The organism is Parasphingorhabdus sp. W113, from assembly GCF_055693205.1.
The window spans coordinates 1,504,168-1,523,583 of the sequence record NZ_CM146328.1 but is presented as its reverse complement, the minus strand read 5'-3'; the positions used below and the strand labels follow the sequence as shown (position 1 = coordinate 1,523,583).

Annotated in this window: 17 protein-coding genes and 1 pseudogene; 8 read left to right on the top strand and 10 right to left on the bottom strand. The window is 56.7% G+C overall.

Going from position 1 to position 19,416, the window contains the following annotated elements; genetic code table 11:
- Positions 1–3 precede the first annotated feature (3 nt).
- The 3 genes and pseudogenes from ACZ1GS_RS07245 to ACZ1GS_RS07235 all read right to left on the bottom strand — a co-directional run bounded on the left by ACZ1GS_RS07245 (position 4) and on the right by ACZ1GS_RS07235 (position 2,984).
- Entirely contained in the window at positions 4–744 is a 741-nt protein-coding gene (locus tag ACZ1GS_RS07245) for a tetratricopeptide repeat protein (RefSeq protein WP_472697804.1), read from the bottom strand.
- A gap of 18 nt (positions 745–762) precedes the next feature.
- A pseudogene (locus ACZ1GS_RS07240) lies at positions 763–2,072 on the bottom strand (AmpG family muropeptide MFS transporter).
- A gap of 96 nt (positions 2,073–2,168) precedes the next feature.
- Positions 2,169–2,984 carry a DUF1223 domain-containing protein gene (locus ACZ1GS_RS07235; RefSeq protein WP_472697803.1) on the bottom strand — a complete coding sequence of 272 codons (816 nt, stop codon included), beginning with the start codon at positions 2,982–2,984 and terminating at the stop codon, positions 2,169–2,171.
- A gap of 97 nt (positions 2,985–3,081) precedes the next feature.
- On the opposite strand from ACZ1GS_RS07235, the gene ACZ1GS_RS07230 reads away from it, so the two are divergent.
- Together ACZ1GS_RS07230 and rsmD are read left to right on the top strand one after the other, a co-directional pair.
- Complete coding sequence (locus ACZ1GS_RS07230) at positions 3,082–3,906, top strand: pseudouridine synthase (RefSeq protein ID WP_472697802.1); 825 nt, start codon at positions 3,082–3,084, stop codon at positions 3,904–3,906.
- A gap of 49 nt (positions 3,907–3,955) precedes the next feature.
- Positions 3,956–4,510 (top strand): 16S rRNA (guanine(966)-N(2))-methyltransferase RsmD, encoded by a 555-nt coding sequence (rsmD, locus tag ACZ1GS_RS07225; RefSeq protein WP_472697801.1) that lies wholly within the window; start codon positions 3,956–3,958, stop codon positions 4,508–4,510.
- A 13-nt stretch (positions 4,511–4,523) separates the two neighbouring features.
- Here the strand turns inward: rsmD and ACZ1GS_RS07220 are convergent, their stop codons facing one another.
- Positions 4,524–4,919 carry a cupredoxin domain-containing protein gene (locus ACZ1GS_RS07220; RefSeq protein ID WP_472697800.1) on the bottom strand — a complete coding sequence of 132 codons (396 nt, stop codon included), beginning with the start codon at positions 4,917–4,919 and terminating at the stop codon, positions 4,524–4,526.
- Positions 4,920–5,093: 174 nt separating this feature from the next.
- Positions 5,094–5,219: a hypothetical protein gene (locus ACZ1GS_RS07215; RefSeq protein ID WP_472697799.1), complete on the bottom strand. Its 126-nt coding sequence runs from the start codon at positions 5,217–5,219 to the stop codon at positions 5,094–5,096.
- A 104-nt stretch (positions 5,220–5,323) separates the two neighbouring features.
- Between ACZ1GS_RS07215 and ACZ1GS_RS07210 the strand changes: the two genes are divergently transcribed.
- The 3 genes from ACZ1GS_RS07210 (at position 5,324) to ACZ1GS_RS07200 (ending at position 11,745) form a co-directional block, all read left to right on the top strand.
- Entirely contained in the window at positions 5,324–7,642 is a 2,319-nt protein-coding gene (locus ACZ1GS_RS07210; protein WP_472697798.1) for an ATP-dependent helicase, read from the top strand.
- 87 nt (positions 7,643–7,729) lie between these two features.
- Positions 7,730–8,437 carry a DUF3592 domain-containing protein gene (locus ACZ1GS_RS07205; protein WP_472697797.1) on the top strand — a complete coding sequence of 236 codons (708 nt, stop codon included), beginning with the start codon at positions 7,730–7,732 and terminating at the stop codon, positions 8,435–8,437.
- Positions 8,438–8,814: 377 nt separating this feature from the next.
- The gene (locus ACZ1GS_RS07200; protein WP_472697796.1) at positions 8,815–11,745 is read left to right on the top strand and encodes a TonB-dependent receptor plug domain-containing protein; all 2,931 of its coding nucleotides are present in this window, start codon (positions 8,815–8,817) and stop codon (positions 11,743–11,745) included.
- Positions 11,746–11,869: 124 nt separating this feature from the next.
- On the opposite strand, the gene ACZ1GS_RS07195 is transcribed toward ACZ1GS_RS07200, so the two are convergent.
- From ACZ1GS_RS07195 to ACZ1GS_RS07175, 5 genes are all read right to left on the bottom strand, one after another.
- Positions 11,870–13,177 (bottom strand): HD-GYP domain-containing protein, encoded by a 1,308-nt coding sequence (locus ACZ1GS_RS07195; RefSeq protein WP_472697795.1) that lies wholly within the window; start codon positions 13,175–13,177, stop codon positions 11,870–11,872.
- Between the two features lie 101 nt (positions 13,178–13,278).
- A complete protein-coding gene (locus tag ACZ1GS_RS07190; protein WP_472697794.1) occupies positions 13,279–14,052 on the bottom strand; it encodes an SDR family oxidoreductase in 774 nt (257 codons plus the stop codon).
- A gap of 95 nt (positions 14,053–14,147) precedes the next feature.
- A complete protein-coding gene (locus ACZ1GS_RS07185) occupies positions 14,148–14,513 on the bottom strand; it encodes a hypothetical protein (RefSeq protein WP_472697793.1) in 366 nt (121 codons plus the stop codon).
- Between the two features lie 128 nt (positions 14,514–14,641).
- The gene (locus ACZ1GS_RS07180; RefSeq protein WP_472697792.1) at positions 14,642–15,310 is read right to left on the bottom strand and encodes a PEPxxWA-CTERM sorting domain-containing protein; all 669 of its coding nucleotides are present in this window, start codon (positions 15,308–15,310) and stop codon (positions 14,642–14,644) included.
- A 106-nt stretch (positions 15,311–15,416) separates the two neighbouring features.
- Complete coding sequence (locus ACZ1GS_RS07175) at positions 15,417–16,160, bottom strand: L,D-transpeptidase family protein (RefSeq protein ID WP_472697791.1); 744 nt, start codon at positions 16,158–16,160, stop codon at positions 15,417–15,419.
- Positions 16,161–16,462: 302 nt separating this feature from the next.
- Between ACZ1GS_RS07175 and ACZ1GS_RS07170 the strand changes: the two genes are divergently transcribed.
- The 3 genes from ACZ1GS_RS07170 to ACZ1GS_RS07160 are packed head-to-tail and all read left to right on the top strand — an operon-like array spanning position 16,463 to position 19,399.
- Positions 16,463–17,755 (top strand): MFS transporter, encoded by a 1,293-nt coding sequence (locus ACZ1GS_RS07170; RefSeq protein ID WP_472697790.1) that lies wholly within the window; start codon positions 16,463–16,465, stop codon positions 17,753–17,755.
- Between the two features lie 13 nt (positions 17,756–17,768).
- Entirely contained in the window at positions 17,769–18,689 is a 921-nt protein-coding gene (cysK, locus tag ACZ1GS_RS07165; protein ID WP_472697789.1) for a cysteine synthase A, read from the top strand.
- Positions 18,686–19,399 (top strand): dienelactone hydrolase family protein, encoded by a 714-nt coding sequence (locus ACZ1GS_RS07160; protein WP_472697788.1) that lies wholly within the window; start codon positions 18,686–18,688, stop codon positions 19,397–19,399. Before cysK ends, ACZ1GS_RS07160 begins: the two co-directional genes overlap by 4 nt.
- Positions 19,400–19,416 lie beyond the last annotated feature (17 nt).

Genomic DNA, 19,416 nt, shown 5'->3' with positions numbered 1-19,416 from the left:
CTGCTAAAGCTGCTTGAGCGTCTTGGTGGCCCAGTCGTAAACCGCCCGATCTTCATCAAGCTGGGCCAATGACATGCGCTTCGCGTTTTGAACAATTTCTTCCAATTGCTCCTTTGCAAGCGAGTCTTTCTCCATTTTCAGCAACAAGGCAGCAAAATGGCCTCGCGCCTCAATACCGGCAATCTTGTCGACTATCGGTTCAAATAAGGTCCGTGCCTCATCATTGCGATCCAACTCCGCCAATATTCTTGCTTTCAGTAGTTCCCGCTGATGGTTTTCGCTAGCAACCGACACGGGCGCGATCGGCGCGATCAAGTTCAGCGCTTGCCTCGCTTCACCGGTTTCGAAAAGACTGCGCGCATATTTGACCAATATTTTGTCATCATTGCCATGGGGTTCCGCGATAATTTCGTCATATTCCGCGATTGCTTCGGTATGCCAGCCATTGGCCGCTAGCGCGTCAGCCAGCTCTACCCGATTGGCGAGACTATTGGTTAGCACCAGCTGATCTCTGGCTTCTCGGATGCGGCGTTCGGGATCAATTTTCTGGACCGCCTTTTTCTTGGCATAACGCATATGCCGGTTGCCTTGCAGACCAGGCAAAATTTCGAACAGGAAATAGGCGGCACTGCCCGCCAGCGGCAGGAAAATGATCGCGGTCAACCAGAGCTTGTTTCCATTGTTTCGGATCAGATGCACGACGCATAATATCTGGAGCAAGATGCTTAGAGCAAAAAACGGCATGGCCGGTTCTCCGTCGCGTTATTTCTCGTCTGCGGCATGCTCGGTTCCGGCGGTACCCAACGACCGATCGACCAGGCCGGATCGGATCATCAGCCAGAACATGATCACCCCGGGGAAAGCAGCCAAGGTTGTGAGCAGGTAGAAATTCACATAGCCCATAGCCTCGATCAACGATCCGGCGGTCGTCCCGGTGAGGAACCGTCCAAGGATGCTGGCTGCAGCCGAGAGCAAAGCAAATTGGGTTGCCGTAAAACTCAGATTGCACAGCGCCGAAAGATAGGCAACGACGGCGACACCGCCAATGCCGCTGGCAAAATTCTCGAAGCCGATAGCGGCTGCCATTGCCCAATTGTTATGACCACTGGCGGCCAGGCCGGCAAAAGACAGATTGCTGACCGCCATCAAGACCAGGCTCAGCATGACGGCCTTTTTCATCCCTAACCGAGAATAGACAATCCCGCCGACAAAAATACCGATCAGAAAAGCAAAAAACCCAAGACTCACATCATAAAATGCAATCTCGTCATTGGTGAAACCGAGATCTTCGAACAACAGGCGGAACGTGAGATTGGCTAATGTATCGCCAATCTTGTGGACGAGAACGAACAGCAGGACCACTGGCGCACCCGAGCGTTTGAAGAATTCCATCAATGGACTGACATAAGCGATTGCCGCTTCGATCGGCCCCTTCAGCGGTTTTGGTTCCTGACGGCGGCTCGGTTCGCGCATGATCAAACCGGTGAAAACCGCGAACAAAGCAAAAAGCGAGCAGACGTAATAGGCGATCGACCAGTCACTGCGCGCCGCAATGACCAGCGCTGTGGCACCGGCCGATGCCGAACCGATCCGCCAACCATATTGCGACATGCCGGATCCGACCCCCAGCTGTTCGGGCTCCAGCAACTCGATGCGATAGGCATCAATCACGATATCAAATGTGGCTCCGGCGATACCAACCATGATCGCTGCGACTGCAACGGCCACAATATCGGCTTGCGGATCCAGAGACCCCAGATAAATGATCGCGGCCATCGCCAAAGCGGCTGTCAGAATCAGCCAGGATAGTCGTTGGCCGAAACGGCCAATTATGGGCAGCTTCACAACATCGATAATCGGTGCCCAGAGCCATTTGAAATTATAGGCCAGAAACGTCAGCGCAAAGGCTGTGACAGTCGATTTTTCGATGCCCGCCTGCGCCAGTCGTGTAGTCAAGGTGGCTGCAATCATGGTCAGCGGCAAGGCTGATGAAATTCCAAGAAAAAGGCTGCCAGTGGCGCAGCTTCACTATAGGGACGGACGCCTGCTGGTAAAAAACCCCGCCATCCCAATTCGGCTGTCTGCTCACTCACACGATACTCTCCCACGAACCGAGGGAAACACTAGCGGCAAATCGGGCGAAAGCCAGTCAGATTTTTCGGTTGCGCCTAAATATCGAGCAACTGGCCAGCCACAATCGCGCCGCCGCCGGGCCGCTGGACGATGACGGCATATTTGTCTGCACCTGCAACGCGGAGATTCTCCTGCGAAATGGTGACCTCCATCGGTTCGCCGGTCCAGCTGCCGAGATTTCGTTCATCCTTGACGACATTGGTATAGTGGAGCTTGCGTCCGCCATTTTCGCCGCGGCCGATCTGGACGGTTTCCGACGAGCTGAGGGCGAGGAGCGATATGCCCGCCAGATAGCGCGAGCGCCCGTTGATCAGGAGCTTGACTGATCCGTCCGGTTGTTTTTCGGTGGCGATGTTTGGTCCGTTTTGACCTTTGGCCAGGCGCACCAGGGATCGCACATCGGCTTCGCGCGAGCCCACCGCACCACCGCCGCCATTGACCACAATTTGCGGCGTATAGACGCCCGAACCCGTGCGGCCTTTGCTGGCATAGGTGCGTTGCAGGCGGGTATTATCTTCCCGCGCCAATGTATCTTTCCACCCGAGCCGGTCCCAATAGGTAACCGGCCGCGAAATCACCAGCAGGGTGCTATCTTTTGCTAGCCGGGACGCTAGCATATCTGCCGGGGGACAGGATGAGCAACCCTGACTGGTGAAGAGTTCGATGACGACAGGATTGGGGGAAACCTGTGGATCACCAAATTGCGCAAAGCCAAGGGGACTGGACTTATCTGCGTTCGCGGGTGTCGTCGCCTGAACCGGGGCATCAGCAGCGGAATTGGCGATTTGCGCGCCCATAAAACCGGCAAATGCAGTAGCTGCAATGAGAGATGGCAATATGATGTTCCGCATGGCGAACCCTTTTCGTTCAGAGACTATCTGGGCATTCGCCAATCCTATGGGAAAGGTTACAGATTGCGGGAATGTTTTTTTGCGCCATGCGATTGGCATGACCGACGAAAAATCCAGCCCGCCGCCCAAGAAGACCTACAAGGCGAAACCCACCCGCAATGCCGGCCCTGCCCGTACTGAAAAAAGCGCCGCAAAACCAGCCGTCCGCGAAGGCCAACGGATCGCCAAATTGCTGGCGCGCGCTGGTGTGGCATCGCGCCGGGAAATTGAACGGATGATCGGGGAACAGCGGATTGCCTATAATGGGGAAACCGTCGACCACCCTTCCCTGTTGCTCAAGAATCTGACCGGCATAACCGTTGACGGAAAGCCGGTCGCCGAACCCGCGCCGGCCAAATTGTACCGGTTCCACAAACCCAATGGCTGCATTACCGCCGAACGCGACGCTTCGGGCAAGAAAACCATTTATGACGTCCTGCCGGATATGGAACGGGTGATGCCGATTGGCCGGCTGGACATGAACACCGAAGGCCTGTTGCTGATGACCACCGACGGTGAATTCAAACGCGAGATGGAACTGCCGAAAAACGGCATTGAGCGGACCTATCGCGCACGAACTTTCGGCGACATTACGCAAAACCAACTCGAAGAGCTATATCGCGGCATCACCATTGAGGGGATGCATTACGGGCCAATCACCGCCAATCTCGAGCGCCGAACCGGTCGCAATCAGTGGATCGAGATGACGCTGACCGAAGGCAAGAACCGCGAAGTCCGGCGCGTGCTGGAACATTTTGGCCTCGAAGTGTCGCGGCTGATCCGGACCAGCTACGGCCCGTTCCTGCTCGGCGATCTCGACAAGGGAGAAATCGAGCCGGTGCGCCGCCATGATCTGGTCAAGTTCCGGAAATCGTTGAAGTGATCGCTCCCCCACTCCGATTCACGCCGCTTGCGAAAACCGGACTTTTGCCATGAGGATTATTGCCGGCGACTGGCGCGGAAGGAATATCGTGGCACCGAAAGGCGATACCACCCGCCCAACCGCCGACCGCACCCGTGAGCGGCTCTTCTCGATGCTGACCAGTCGGCTGAGCGACTTTGCCGATCTCCAGGTGCTCGATCTGTTCTCTGGATCTGGCGCGCTGGGTCTGGAAGCCTTGTCGCGCGGAGCAGCGCACTGCACTTTCGTCGAACAGGATCGCGAGGCGCTCAAGGCACTGGAAAAGAATATGGCCACTTTGGGGGCAGCGGCTGATGTACGGATCGGATCGGTGCTCGCTCTGGGCCCGGCCCGCAAAGCCTATGATCTAATTCTGATGGATCCGCCCTATGAAACCGGCGCCGGTGCGGTGGCGCTCGACAAGCTTGGCCGCCAGGGCTGGTTTGCACCATCAGCCTGGATCGCGATCGAGACATCACGCAAGGAAGATATTGTCGTCAAAGGCTATGACAGCGACACTATCCGGGACAGCGGCCGCGCTCGCATCCATCTGTTGCGCCCCGCAAGCCAGGGTTCAACCGGCTGAAAATGAGCCCGATCTAGCTGACGACGATCGTGCCCTTCATCCCAAATCCGCTGTGCAGGAAATGGGTGCATTTCAATTTATAGGTTCCCGCAGCGCCAGTGGTCAGACGGATCGTCACGGTCTCTCCCGCGGGCACTTCGATCTTGCCCTTTTTGATCAGTTTCTGATCTTCGGCCGCGATGGTTGCAGATTTGAAAAAGTCTTTCGCACCGAAGCTGTGGCCGCCAGACGAGGTGTTCGACAGTTCCAGAACATAATCTCTGGACGCTTTGAAATTGAGTGTTTCCGGGGTGAAATCAAAACTGGTCAGCGTGACCGTAACGGTTTCCGCATCTGATGCACGGACGGCTGATGGCAGCAGGATTGCCGACAAAAGCAAAGACAGGCTGATAAGAATGGCGCGAAACATGGGGGCTCTCCTGATGGCTGTTGCCGCTGGAATAGCACGAAATACCCTGTTGCCCTATAAGCAGTTTGCCGGGGGCAAAACACCCAATTTTCGGCCCGCTAAGAACTGCTTTCCATCGCTAGCGTTCCAAAGATAGCGCAGACCGGACCGCGATTGCCGCCACAACGGAAATGGCTAGGCGTTATCGCTTTGCAGCGCGGCGACGAACAGCTGGCCATCGTCCTGTAGATCGACATAGGCGGTGGTAGTTGCCATCATGGCTACGGCGAAAAGGGCGCTAAAAATCAGTCTCTTGCTCATGAGAGCCTCCAAAAAAATTGGTTGTCTATTGCGGAGCTTATGCTGCAGTGCAACAGAAAGCGAAACCTGTCCTTTGTGCCACATAGTCCTTGCCGCATCCGGCGATGTTCCCTAACTGTTCACCAGTGACCCAAGCTGTAAACGCCCATTCCGACGCAGATCCGCCTTATGTGCGCGGATTGAATGCACCTCAGCGTGAAGCCGTTCTCACGGTCGAAGGCCCGGTGCTGGTGCTGGCCGGCGCCGGAACGGGCAAAACAGCCGCCCTGACGCGGCGGCTGGCCCATCTTGTCTATGCGCGCAAGGCCTGGCCATCCGAAATCCTGGCGGTGACCTTCACCAACAAGGCGGCGCGGGAAATGAAAGAGCGGATTGGCGCGATTGTCGGCGAGGCCGTGGAAGGCATGCCCTGGCTTGGGACCTTTCACAGCATCGGGGCAAAAATGCTGCGCCGCCATGCCGAACTGGTGGGCCTGCAAAGTAACTTTACGATATTGGATACTGACGACCAGCTGCGGCTGCTGAAACAGCTGATTCAGGCCGAAGAACTGGACGAAAAGCGCTGGCCAGCGCGGATGCTCGCCGGCCTGATCGACCAGTGGAAAAACCGCGGGCTCAATCCGGCCGACCTCGATGCCAACGAGAATGAACGCTATGCCAATGGACGCGGTCAGGATTTTTATGCGGCCTATCAGGAGCGCCTCAAGACCCTAAACGCTTGCGACTTTGGCGATCTGTTGCTGCATATTCTCAATTTGCTAAAAAATGATCGCGAGATTCTGAAGCTCTATCAGGAGCGCTTTAAATATATCCTGGTCGACGAATATCAGGACACCAATTCGAGCCAATATCTGTGGCTCCGGCTGCTCGCGCAGGAGCGCAAGAATATCTGTTGCGTCGGTGATGATGATCAATCGATATATTCATGGCGCGGAGCAGAAGTTGCCAATATCCTGCGGTTTGAAAAGGACTTTCCCGACGCCAAAGTCATCAAGCTCGAACAGAATTACCGCTCGACCCCGCATATATTGGCGGCCGCGTCGGGGCTGATCGCGCATAATGGCGGACGGCTCGGCAAGACCCTGTGGACCGAAGAGCAGGATGGCGACAAGGTCCAGATTACCGGCGTCTGGGATGGCCCGGAAGAAGCGCGCCGGACCGGCGAGGAAATGGAAAACCTGCAGAGCAAGGGGGTTTCGCTGAATGATATGGCGATCCTCGTCCGGGCGCAGTTCCAGACCCGTGAATTCGAGGATCGGTTCATCTCCATCGGCATGCCATACAAGATTATTGGCGGCTTTCGTTTCTATGAGCGCGCGGAAATTCGGGATGCCCTCGCCTATCTGCGCGTCATCGCGCAACCGGCCGATGACCTGGCGTTCGAACGCATTGTCAACACGCCCAAACGCGGGCTTGGGGATAAAACTGTGGAAAAGATCCACCGGCTCGCCCGCGCGCAATCCATACCGCTTGCCGCCGCCGCGTTGACCATATGTGATAGTGATGAACTGCCGGCACGGGCGCGGGGCACCTTGTCCGAATTGATGCGCAGCTTTGCCCGCTGGCGGGAGATGACAAACCCCTCCGAGTCCGAGGGCATCGCCCATGCCGAATTGGCCCGGATCGTGCTCGATGAATGCGGCTATACCACCATGCTTCAGGCCGACCGCACGCCGGAAGCGGCTGGACGACTGGAGAATCTGACCGAATTGACCCGCGCCATGGAAGAGTATGAGACGCTTGGAGACTTTCTCGAACATGTCTCGCTGGTGATGGACAATGATGCGACGGATGACGCCGAAAAAGTCACGATCATGACCATGCACGGTGCCAAAGGTCTCGAATTTGACCATATATTCTGTGCTGGCTGGGAAGAAGGCGTCTTTCCTTCCCAACGGTCGCTCGACGAAGGCGGCATTGCCAGCCTCGAGGAAGAGCGCCGCCTCGCCTATGTTGCGATCACGCGTGCGAAAAAGAAATGCACGATCTTCCACGCGGCCAATCGCCGCATCTACGGCCAATGGACAAGCTCAATTCCGTCCCGCTTCATCGGCGAGTTGCCGGAAGACCATATCGAACAGGAATCAAGCATGTCGGGCGGTGAGAGCCTGTGGCGCGCCAACTGGTCCGAACATAGCGATCCGTTTTCTGATACCGCCCGCAGCACCAACCGCGGTCCCGGCTGGAAGCGCGCGCGCAACACCGGAAGCTTCGACAGCAATCCGCGCCAGATCAAGGAAGCCCGGCGCAGCGCGGTATCTCTAGGCAACAAGGGCCGCGATGACGTGACCGTCGGCATGCGGGTGTTTCACACCAAATTTGGCTATGGCGAGGTGATGGAAAAAGAAGGCAACAAGCTTGAAATCGAGTTTGAAAAAGCAGGCAGCAAACGCGTCCTCGATAGCTTTATCGAACTGGCCTAGGGCGGTTACTACAGCATTTTCATCCCGCCCCGGCCCTGCTAGGACGCATGATGTAACGGGTCGCGACTGTTGCGAGAACGGGCGGGCATGAAAGTTTTCAAACTGGTAGGCGGAATATTTTTTGCAGCGGGCCTGATCATGCTTGCTGTGACCACCTATCTTTATGTTGATCAGAGCAATTTCATCGCCGAAGCCAAAACCGCGCAAGGCGAAGTGATCGATCTTGTCCGCAAGATTAGCACCGACGATGGCAATACCAGCTATACATATGCGGCGGTGGTGCGCTTTGAGGATGATTGGTCGGGCAGCCACGAATTTGTCAATCGCACCAGTTCCAACCCGCCGCGCTATGCGAAAGGTCAGACGGTCACCCTGCTCTATGCACCAGACAATCCATCCGATGCGATTATCGATGATTTCTGGGGCCGCTGGGCTGCTGTGACGATCATCGGCGGCCTCGGAACCGTATTTGCAGCGATTGGCGGCGGCATGCTTTTCTGGCGCCTGCGCAAGGAACATTTGAAGACGTGGCTCCGCGAGAACGGCACCCCCGTGACGGTCGACTTTCAATCGGTGCATGTCGACACCAGCCTGGCGGTCAACGGGCGCCACCCTTATCGCGTCATCGCGCAAGGCAAGAACCCCTTTACCGGCAAGCTCGAAGATTTTGAGAGCGATGCGCTATGGGTGGACCCGACGGAATATCTCGAGGGCAAAACGCTGAAAGTCTATATTGATGCCAACAAGCCGTCCCGTCATTCGCTCGATGTGGAATGGTTGACCGGTAAAGACTAAACGCCGGAATCCGCCGCATCTGAGAATTAAACCATTCACACAATGCGAGCGAAAAGCGACCGATGGTACTGCCATTTTCTTTAACATGAAGCTCTCGCGGTGGGACTATATGTTAGGCTTTCCTTCTGATAATTATAACCTTTTTCCAATTTTTTGACAAACTACGTAACAAACAAACAAAACTGCGGTTTCACAAAATTCTCGCTTCACTGGGCGGCCTTCCCATCGATGATAGCCATGCCCTCACTGTCCTCTCTTATTGGACAGCATGTCTAATAATTTGACTATCTGGAACAAAGCCATATTGTGCGAGTCCTAAAACGAGCATTTGAACCGAGCTTCGGGAAATCAAATGCCGATCTTTGGAGGGAGACAGCATGAAAAAATCCATTTTACGCAACCGGTCCGCCTTTGGTGCAATGACATTTGCTCTTTTGACGACGCCAGCCGTGGCTCAGGCGCAGGATGTGCAAGAGGAAGCCGATGACGAGAATATCATCGTCGTAACCGGGTCTTTCATCCGGGGCACTCCCGAAGACGCAGCGCAGCCCGTTGACACCTTCAGTTCAACAGATCTCGAAAGCGCCGGTGTCTCTTCCCCACTCGAATTTATCAAGGACCTCCCGCAAGTGGGCAGCGTGCTTGGCGATTCCAACCAGTTCTCGCCTGCAGCGCAAGGCAACCAGGGCCTCGGGTCTATCAACCTGCGCGGCCTCGGCTCCCAACGCACATTGGTCCTGTTCAACGGCCGCCGGACGCTGACAGCGCCAGGCGCGGTGAGCGGCGGATTTGGCGACACCAATTCGATTCCGCTTTTTGCCCTCGACCGGATTGAAATTCTGAAAGACGGCGCTGCCGCCACTTATGGTTCCGACGCCATTGCCGGCGTGGCCAATTTCGTCACCAAAAGAGGCTTTACCGGTGTCGAAATAAAAGGTGACTATGATTCAATCAAAGGGTCCGACGGCAATTGGACCACGTCGATCTTGGCCGGAGCCAATTTTGGCGATTTGAATATTACCGCCGGCTTTGGCTGGCAGCATCGCTCTGAGCTGCCGTCAACCGAGCGATCCTATGGTTTTCAGCCTTACGACGTAAACCCATCCGCCTGGTCGGCGCTCGGCACGCCCGGCACCTTCATCGTAACGGGCGCTGGCGGCACGGTTCCGATCGGACCCGGCACGTTCCTCGAACCCGATGTCGGATGTAATGATCTTGGCGGTGTGCCGGATGGCGTGCTTTGCCGGTTCAGCTTCATTCCATTTGATAATCTGGTCGAAGAAGAAGATCGCTATCAGGGCTATATTCAAGCCGATATCAATCTGTCCGATACGCTGAGCTTCCACGGTGAATTCACCTATGCCAAGACCGATCTCGACCGGATCGGCACATCGCCTGGCTATCCGCCATTGCAAGGGCCCGGCGGCGCGCGTCTGGGCGGCGGATTCTCGGTCTCCCCAAACAATCCTGGCGTCGCACCATTTGTGGCACAGAACGGATTGACCGGCACCCCCACCTCCATTGGTGTGTTCCTCTGGCGTCCATTTGGCTGGCTCGGCAATCCAACGGACCCCGGAAGAGGCTCTGGACGACAAACGGCGAATAGCGAAGCGATCCGCTTTTCCGGTGGTTTTGAAAATGAGTTCTCAAACTCCTTGCGGGCCCAGGCTTATGTGACGCTGATGAGCTTTGACCGGCGCGGCAGTTCTCCCGGTGTCGTCGGCAATCGCCTGCAAGCGGCGCTTAACGGCTTTGGTGGTCCGGACTGTTCCGGCACAACCCCGGGCGTGAATGGTTGCCTGTGGTTCAATCCTTTTGCCAATGCAGGACCTGAAAACCCAGCGCTCGGACTGGATAATCCATTCTATGTCCCAGGCGCTGAAAACAGCACCGAGCTCGTCCAATGGCTGCAGGTGCCCAATGGCAATGATCAGTCAGAAGATACGGTGGTCGCCGATCTGATCTTCTCCGGAGAACTGGGTATCGACCTTGGTGGTGGAGCGATTGGCTGGGCAGCTGGTGCGCAATATCGCCGGACGGAGTTTCGTAACAGACCGCTCAGCGCGCTCGACAATCTGGATATCAACCCCTGTCCGGCGCTGGGTGACCAAAGCTGTGTCGGCGGCCCGCTGGATGGTGCCGGATCGTTTATTTTCCTGGGCGGTACCCGCAACGCAGCGCTGAGCCAGGATGTCAAAGCGGTTTTTGCCGAAGTGCAGGTACCGATCAACGATCGCCTCGAAATCTCGGCCGCTGCGCGGTTTGAGGACTATGGCGGATCGATTGGATCCACCTTCAATCCAAAAGGTTCGATTCGTTGGGAACCGGTTGACTGGCTGGTCCTACGCGGATCGGTCGGCACCACCTTCCGCGCGCCACTTGCATCGCAGGTGTCCCGCAACGCCACCACGTCGCTGGCGGCTATCGACGCGGCCAACGGCAATTTCAAAGCGGTCGATATCGCCGGCAATCCGACGGATCTGGGACCGGAAACGGCCTTCACCTATAATATCGGTGCGATCGTCAATTTCAGCGGCTTCACCTTCTCGGTGGATTATTGGAGCTTTGATTTCGAAGATGAAATCACCACCACCGATGCGCAGGCCATTGCCGATAATGTCGTGCCAACGGCCGGCGGCCTCGCCGATTGTTCCAGCCCGTTTGCTGGTCTCATCACTTTCGACGGTGGTGCCTGTGTGCAGGGTACGACGCTTGGTACCAATATTTCACGGATCATGACCCAGTGGGTCAACGGACCGGAAACCAAGACTACCGGCCTCGACTTCGCAGCCACTTATACTACCGAGGTTGGTACGGGCGTGCTGACCCTGGGCGCCAACGCCAGTCACATTCTGACCTATGACGTCGGCGATTTCACGTTGAATGGCACCTTGCTGCGGTCTGGATTTGATGCCGTCGGGCTTGCGAACCTCGATCGCCTCCCGGGCACAATCGCAGCCTGGCGCGGCAATGCCTACGTCAATTTCAACATTAGCGGGCTCAATGCGCGCTATGGCGTGAAATATGTGGATGGTGTTCGTGACGAGCGCTGCGACGGCCAAGAATTCTGCGCCACCACCAGTTTTGGTGGAACCAATTTCGGTCGTAATATCAACAGCTATACGCAGCATGACTTCCATCTGGCCTATGATCTTCCGATCCAGTCCTTCGATGCCCAGCTGCAGTTTGCAATCGAGAATTTCACCAATGCAGATGCCCCTGATGCCCGCGTACCGCTGGGCTATAATCCGTTTACCGGCAATCCGCTGGGCCGGATCTTCAGACTTGGCGCCAAGGTCGGCTTCTAAGCAGACAAAGGCGCTTGAGGCACCGGACTTGGGGAAGTCCGGCTGCCATTCCAATCAGAATCGCTCCCGTTTCTGATTGGAAACGAGGGGGCGGGCAGGATTGCTCGCCCCTTTTTGTCGCCAGCTAGAGATTAGGCGGTTCCCGCAACAGGTCCGCAGACAAAACAGGCCAGTCAAATTGCGTCCAATCCATCGGATCCTCGACCGCGATCACCCTGCGCGCTCGGCTTTTTGCGGTGTTGATGTCCTTGTGCGGCACCGCCTTGCCACTTTGCAGGCAATGAAAAATACGCACGATCGGAGCCGCATAATCCTTTTCGGACTCGCCGATTACGATCGCCAGCTGTTCGCGATCCATGCGCACCAGCGTCCCAACCGGCAAAATACCGAGACTGGCGACGAAATCCCGCAGGATCATTTGATCAAAATGGCCTTTCCAGGACTGCATTTTTGCCAGCGCGGCCGAAGCGGATAGCGGCTCATTATAGGACCGCTGCGAAGTCAACGCATCATAGACGTCACAAATAGTCCCCATGCGAACGAAAACGCTCAAGCTGTCGCCGGACAGCTTGCCGGGATAGCCCGTGCCGTCCATTTTTTCGTGATGCCGCAAACAGACTTCCAGCGCGATATCGCTCATGTCGCTGGCTTCGCTCAATATGGCATGGCCGCGTTCCGGATGATTCCGCACCGTGGCCCACTCGCCATCGTCCAGTTTTCCGGGCTTCATCAGAATATGTTCGGGAATTGCGGTTTTGCCGACATCGTGCAACAGGCCGGCAAGACCGATTTCATGAATCTGATCTTCCGGCAACCGCATCTGCCGCGCGAGATTGATCATCAGGGCGCAAACCGCAACCGAGTGCAAATAGGTATATTCATCCTTTGTCTTAATCCGCGCGATATTCAATATCACCGTCGGATCAAGATTCACCGATCGCGAAATCTGTTCGACCAGCGGCGCCATTTTTTCTGATTTTACGGCGTTACCGAGGCGGGCGTCATCGAACAGGTTGACCACCGCTGTTCGCGACCGTTTGATCACCGCTGAAGCGCGCCGCACTTCCGCTGCGCGGTCGCGCGCTGACAATCTGCGAAAATCCTGTGCCGGCACGGCTGGAATCATGCTGCGCGATATTTCAGCAACCGAATTGGACGCTGGCGAGACTGGCTTGGCTTTCGCGGTCCGTTTTGCGGCAACTGTCCTGCTTTGCACCGGGACTTCAGCTTCACCAGCCGGAGGCGCAATCCCCTTGCCGCGCTGATCGTCAATCGTCACCCAATCAATATCACAGGCCTTGAGACGTTCCAGCTGTTGAGGATTTTTGACCAGAAAACGCGATCGCCAGAAACTATGATCCAGCCATGTGCCATCGAGCGAATGGACAAACATACCCATTTCAACCGCGCTGGCAGCAATCTTGTGAAGCATAAGCCGATACCCAAAACCATCTGGATCAATGGTGTGAATACGGCTGGTTGCGAGATTGTTTTAGCGCTGGCCAGGCCGCTTTGGGCGCCATGATGTCCTGCTCAGAAGCCCTGAACTGCCCCGCCATCGACCTGAATCGCAGTACCGGTGATAAAGCTGGCGGCTTCAGACCCCAGAAAAACCGCGAGATTGGCAACCTCTTCCGGTTCAGCGATCCGTTGTAGCGGAATCTGGGCCGCAATCCCGGCGGCTATCTCATCGGTGGTTTTACCGGTGGCTTCGGATTGGGCCTGCAGGATCTGCGTGACCCGGTCTGTGCGCGTGAAACCAGGACAGACTGTATTGACCAGGATATTGTCACCGGCAACCTGATTGGCCAGCGTCTTGGCCCAGCCGAGTACGGCCATCCGTACGCTGTTGGACAAGGTCAGACCCGGCACGGGCTGTTTGACGCCCGACGATGAAATGGTGATGATCCGCCCCCATTTCTGCGCCCGCATATGCGGTAAAACCAGGCGGGTTGCCCGGATTACCGACATCAAGGTCAGTTGCACAGCCTGGTCCCAATGCTCATCGGCCAGCTCTTCAAACAGGCCCGGAGGCGGACCGCCGGCATTGTTTATCAGAATGTCGATCGCGCCCAGTTCCCGGGTGACGGTATCGACAACCCGCTCGATATCCGCGGCCTTTGAGACATCGCCGATCATCGCGAGACAGCCCGGCATCTGCGTCGCTGCGGCATCGAGATTTTTCTGAGACCGCCCGCAAATCGCCACTTTGGCCCCGCAGCGGTGAAAGCCCAGCGCCGTTGCCAATCCGATACCCTTGCTGCCCGCTGTGACCAGCACCGTCCTGTTTTCAAGTTTATAATCCATGATGCCGGTTCTGACGAAAGCCGGCGGCCCTGTATAGTGTCATTGATGATAGCTGTCGGCGCCTGTCCGGAATAGGGATCAGCAGTCGTAACCGATCACAAACGCCCATCGGCCTGGTAGCGCGCGATACCGGCCGCGATCAGATTACCTAGTTCTTCAAAAAGGGCTGGATCGGTTTTCTTGAAATTGAAACAGGACTTTCCCTGCATCCGCTTTTTCAGATCGGCGCTGATTCCGTCTAGCATATCGGGGTGGATATAGACCGGCATGAGATGGGCCGAGACATAGTTTTTCTTCACCTCAACCCCGCCAAAACCGGTGCGATAGCCGTCTTTTTCGCGCACTTCGTGAGAGCCAAGATAGTAGCGCCTATCGCTATCCTGCGTGACCACACAAAGCGCCGCATATTGGGCGTAAAGTGGGCGGAGAGCCGAAAAAATGTCGGAAAACGCTGTGTTCATGGCAATCCCTTTCAAATCCGCGGACGAAGATATCGATGGGATCTTGGAGTGACAAGACCGATGCCAATAAAACAAAAACCCCGCCGGATTGCGCCAGCGGGGTTTTCGGATAGTCGTTTGATTGACGCTTAGGCGTAGCTGACTTTGACATTCGCCTTGCGGGCCCGACGCCCATTAGATCTCAGGGCGCCGCCAATGGCACCAAATCCGAAGATCATGAACGCCCATGTCGCCGGTTCGGGAACGGGAGCGCTCAAGGCGCCGAAGGTTATGGCGTCAGAAAAATTAACTTCCGGTGCGCGGTCTGGCCAAGGCAATAAAGTCGTTGGTTCGGAGTCGATGCTACCGGCCAATATGGTTACGTCGAGAACATATTGATCATAGATCAGGCCGCTGACGATATCGACGCCATTGGTGCCCAAATGAACGTTCCGGTTGGACACGCTGGTACCCGTGTCGTTGAAGATTGACGTTCCCAAACGATTCAGGTTCAAATCATAATCCACCAGACGCTCGCCACCGCCCGTTACGGCCAGCGCAAAAAACGGGAACAGGTTGGTCGTCGCAATTGTAGTCCAACCCTGTCCGCCGGTTGCGTTCAGCGAGTAGGTGAACGTATCTCCAGCCACCAACGTGGTTGCCAGGGGATCATCGCTGCCGGCAGCCAGCGTCGCGGTGCTGCCGTCATAGTTGACGTCAAAAACAAAGCTAGCGGCCTGCGCAGCGCTAGCAGAAGCGAAGGCCAGGCTGATGGCCGAAACAGCGGCCGCCTTGGCCAGATTTTTGGTGAATTTCATTGTGAATATGCCCCTAAAATAAAAAAGTTAATCCAATATTTTTCCGTTAACAAACTATATACTTATTTGCAATCCAATCCAAAATCAGACGCTGTTCGATCGGTCATCAGGAAGCAATAGCATCGCCGAGATCGAGCATCTTGCCGTCGGTGACAATTACCCGGTCGCCAAGCTTGACCTGCTCGAACAGCAATTTGGCGAAGGGTGTCGGCACCCCAATGCAGCCGCGCGTTCCATAGCCCCATTTGACGTCCGCGCCGTGGATTGCGATGCCGTCATTGGTGAGCCGCATCATATAGGGCATCGGCACATCATAGATATTCGAGATGTGATCCGCATTTTTCTGAGTGATAGGGAACACGCCGGTCGGCGTTGGCTTGAGCGCGTCGCCAAATTTGATCACCGCTGCGCCGATTTCATAGCCGCCGCGAAACACCGAAAGCGATTCCGCCTTGAGATCAACGGTGATGATGATCTCGCCATCGGGAACGCCTTCATCATCCCAAATGTAGAAGCCATGGACGAACGGTTCGTCAATTTGCAGAATCCTTTTGACCACGAAGGCGGATGATTGTGCTGTCTGGGTTGGCAGTAACGGCTTGGCGGTCAGTGGCTCTGCAGGGCTTGCCGCTGTGGTCTCCTCTGCACCCGTCTTTGGCTCGGCTACGGCTGGCACAGGCGATTTCGGCTCGGATTTGGCCACCGCTTTACCCGCCTTTGGCTGCGTGGCCGGCGGCGATGCTGCAGGGGTTAAGCTCCGCGCTAATCCAGCGGTCAGCAAGGCGAGAATTGCCAGCCCGGTCATTACCAGTATCGCTGCACTGACCCGAAAGGCCCATTGTTTTGCCATTGCTCACTCCATGTCCGTTAAGTCTTTATTTACCAAAAACACCCGGAAAACCAGCGCTGCACAGCCGCTGTGCCGGAGCGAGACGCCTGCTTCGGGAAAGCTTAAGGACCGGTGTTAACAACCATCGCTAGGTGCGCCTTGGACGCTGAAACAAATTTTTGCTGTCCTCTCCCCCTAGAGATGCGATAGACGCTCACTTCTTCCTGCATTTTCAGAAACATCAGAGCCATCGAACATATAGCGATAGAATTGGAAAAAGACGGGCGGCCGGGCGCGATCGCAGCCGATAGCAGGCGCGCATCATGACCGAGACCGCGCCGCATCCATTTACGATCCCCAATTACCGCTATTTGTGGTTTTCCCGTCTGTCGTCGATGTTTGCGCTTTATGCGATGATGCTGATCCTCGGCTGGCAGGCCTATAATCTCGCCCGGGAGGATATGGGTATTGCCGCTTCTGCGGGCATTCTGGGTCTGTTGGGCCTGCTGCAATTTGTTCCGCTGTTCATCCTTACGCCGCTGGTCGGCTGGGTTGCTGACAATCTGGACCGGCGCTGGATCGCTCGCGCGGTTCTGGCGGCCCAGGCCGCGATCGCGCTGGTCCTCGGTCTGCTGACGGTCAGCGAACAGATTTCGCTGTGGGCCATCTACATCATCTCGGTTCTGCTAGGCATCTGCCGGGCCTTTCTTGGTCCTGCGGTGACCGCCCTGGCGCCGAATCTGGTGCCCAAGGCATCGCTGCCACGGGCGATTGCGCTGTCGACCATCGCCTGGCAAGTCGGCGTTATTGCGGGGCCCGGCATGGCAGGCCCGCTCTACAAGGTTGCACCCGCCTTGCCCTATTTCGTCTGCGCGGCGCTCTATGGCCTCGCGACTCTGGCAATTTTCATGATCGGCCCGGTTGCCCGCAGCGCCATTGACCGCAGCAAAGGCCCGCTGCGCCAGGTGATGGACGGGATGGGCTATGTCTGGTCCAACAAGCTGGTGCTTGGCGCAATCACGCTGGATTTGCTGGTCATGTTCCTCGCTGGCGCAACCGCCATGATCCCCGTTTTCGCGAAGGACATTCTCGACGCCGGGGAAATTGGCCTGTCGTTACTGGCAGCCTCGCCTGCTGTCGGCGCGGTTATCGTTGCGAGCATATTCTCCTTTGCGCCTTTGTCCCGCAATGTCGGCAACATGATGTTGCTGGCCATGGCGACATTCGGAGTCGGGACCATCGGATTTGGACTCAGCACGTCGCTAACGCTGTCCATGGCTTGCCTGGCCCTGTGCGGCGCGGCGGATATGTTTGGTGTCTATGTGCGCAGCTCGCTGATCCAGCTGCACACGCCGGATGACAAGCGTGGCCGGGTCAATGCCGTGAGCCAGATGACGATTAGCGCCTCCAACGAATTGGGAGATGCCTTGTCAGGTGGACTGGCTGTGCTATTCGGCCCTATCGCCGCCATTGTCGCGGGCGGAGCCGGTGCTATAGTGGTCACCGGAATCTGGTCCCGCCTGTTCCCGGAACTGGGCGCTGCCAAGACATTTGATCCGCCTGCGGATCTCGAAGACACAAAAGACCATGGGACCCAGAACGGTCCGAACAGTTGAGGAGAAAAGGATTATGATCGCCAATACGATTCTCGAAACCATCGGGAACACCGCCCATATTCGTATGCAGCGCCTGTTCGGGGATGCCAAGGTCTGGATCAAGTCCGAGCGGTCCAATCCTGGCGGTTCGATCAAAGACCGGATTGCGCTGGCGATGATCGAGGACGCTGAAAAGTCCGGCGCGCTGGCGGCTGGCGGGACGATTATCGAACCCACCTCGGGCAATACCGGTGTCGGCCTTGCCATGGTCGCCGCGGTCAAGGGCTATAAGCTGGTCCTGGTCATGCCGGAATCGATGTCACTCGAGCGGCGGCGTTTGATGCTGGCCTATGGCGCGAGCTTTGACCTCACGCCCAAGGAAAAAGGCATGAAAGGTGCGATTGAGCGCGCGCAGGAGCTGGTCGATTCCACCCCCAATAGCTGGATGCCGCAACAGTTCGAGAATCCGGCCAATTTTGAAGTGCACAAGCGCACCACCGCGCAGGAAATACTGGCTGATTTCAAGGATGATCCGCTCGATGCGATCATCACCGGTGTCGGCACAGGTGGTCATATCACCGGCGTTGCCGAAGTGCTCAAGGAGCATTGGAGCGGCTTGCAGGTCTTCGCTGTGGAGCCTGTGGGTTCTCCGGTGATCAGCGGCGGGCAACCCGGCCCTCACCCGATTCAGGGCATTGGTGCCGGCTTTATTCCCGGCAATCTGCACACTCAGAGCATTGACGGCGCGATCCAGGTGGATCCCGCCGATGCCAAGGCCATGGCGCTCCAGGCGGCCAAAGCCGAAGGCATGCTGGTCGGCATCAGTTCCGGTGCGACCCTGGCCGCCATCAAGCAGAAATTGCCCGATCTCGGTGAAGGCGCGAAGGTGCTCGGGTTCAACTATGATACCGGCGAGCGCTATTTGTCGGTGCCGGAATTCTTGCCCGAAGAATGAGTTCGATCGAAGTCAATACCTTCACCTATCGACATGGTGACCTGGAACTCGCGGGCTATCTGGCCCAACCGAGCCGTTTTCCGCGCGCCGCGATCCTCATCGTGCCGACCATTGCCGGACCGAACAAGATCATGTTCGATCGCGCCCGGTGGCTTGCCGCCCAAGGCTATGCCGCGATGGTCTGTGATCTTTACGGCCGCGGCGAAATCGAGGACATGCAGACGGCGCGCAATCTCGCGGAAGCGTTGCGCTCGGATGCGCAAAATTATCGCGACCGGTTTCGCTGTGCGCTCGACGAGCTCCGGCAGCGCACCAAGCTGGCCAATGAACGGATTGCGGCCATCGGCTATTGCATGGGCGGCGAGATTGTTCTGGAAATGGCCCGCGGCGGCGAAGATATCGCACTTGTGGTCAGTTTCCACGGGTTACTGGCAACGCCGCTACCCGCCAAACGCGGTTCGATAAAGGCCAGATTGCTGGTCTGTCATGGCCGCGCAGACCCGATGGTCCCGCCGAAACAGGTCCGCGCCTTTCTTGAGGAAATGGACATTGCCGGCGCCGATTGCCACATGCATATCTATGCCGGTGTGGTGCACGGTTTTACCGATCCGGGCAGCGACAAAAAGACTTTTGATGCGGTGGCCTACAACGCCTCAGCGGACCGCCAGAGCAAGGCCGCCATGCTCAGCATGTTTGAGGAAATGTTCTAGAGAAGTGCGGTACCAGC

Coding starts and splice junctions, on each gene's coding strand:
- ACZ1GS_RS07180 (WP_472697792.1), bottom strand. CDS start 15,310: ATGAAATTCACCAAAAATCTGGCCAAGGCGGCCGCTGTTTCGGCCATC.
- ACZ1GS_RS07205 (WP_472697797.1), top strand. CDS start 7,730: ATGAAAGTTTTCAAACTGGTAGGCGGAATATTTTTTGCAGCGGGCCTG.
- cysK (WP_472697789.1), top strand. CDS start 17,769: ATGATCGCCAATACGATTCTCGAAACCATCGGGAACACCGCCCATATT.
- ACZ1GS_RS07195 (WP_472697795.1), bottom strand. CDS start 13,177: ATGCTTCACAAGATTGCTGCCAGCGCGGTTGAAATGGGTATGTTTGTC.
- ACZ1GS_RS07160 (WP_472697788.1), top strand. CDS start 18,686: ATGAGTTCGATCGAAGTCAATACCTTCACCTATCGACATGGTGACCTG.
- ACZ1GS_RS07210 (WP_472697798.1), top strand. CDS start 5,324: ATGTTCCCTAACTGTTCACCAGTGACCCAAGCTGTAAACGCCCATTCC.
- ACZ1GS_RS07230 (WP_472697802.1), top strand. CDS start 3,082: ATGACCGACGAAAAATCCAGCCCGCCGCCCAAGAAGACCTACAAGGCG.
- ACZ1GS_RS07170 (WP_472697790.1), top strand. CDS start 16,463: ATGACCGAGACCGCGCCGCATCCATTTACGATCCCCAATTACCGCTAT.
- ACZ1GS_RS07190 (WP_472697794.1), bottom strand. CDS start 14,052: ATGGATTATAAACTTGAAAACAGGACGGTGCTGGTCACAGCGGGCAGC.
- rsmD (WP_472697801.1), top strand. CDS start 3,956: ATGAGGATTATTGCCGGCGACTGGCGCGGAAGGAATATCGTGGCACCG.
- ACZ1GS_RS07200 (WP_472697796.1), top strand. CDS start 8,815: ATGAAAAAATCCATTTTACGCAACCGGTCCGCCTTTGGTGCAATGACA.
- ACZ1GS_RS07235 (WP_472697803.1), bottom strand. CDS start 2,984: ATGCGGAACATCATATTGCCATCTCTCATTGCAGCTACTGCATTTGCC.
- ACZ1GS_RS07220 (WP_472697800.1), bottom strand. CDS start 4,919: ATGTTTCGCGCCATTCTTATCAGCCTGTCTTTGCTTTTGTCGGCAATC.
- ACZ1GS_RS07215 (WP_472697799.1), bottom strand. CDS start 5,219: ATGAGCAAGAGACTGATTTTTAGCGCCCTTTTCGCCGTAGCCATGATG.
- ACZ1GS_RS07245 (WP_472697804.1), bottom strand. CDS start 744: ATGCCGTTTTTTGCTCTAAGCATCTTGCTCCAGATATTATGCGTCGTG.
- ACZ1GS_RS07175 (WP_472697791.1), bottom strand. CDS start 16,160: ATGGCAAAACAATGGGCCTTTCGGGTCAGTGCAGCGATACTGGTAATG.
- ACZ1GS_RS07185 (WP_472697793.1), bottom strand. CDS start 14,513: ATGAACACAGCGTTTTCCGACATTTTTTCGGCTCTCCGCCCACTTTAC.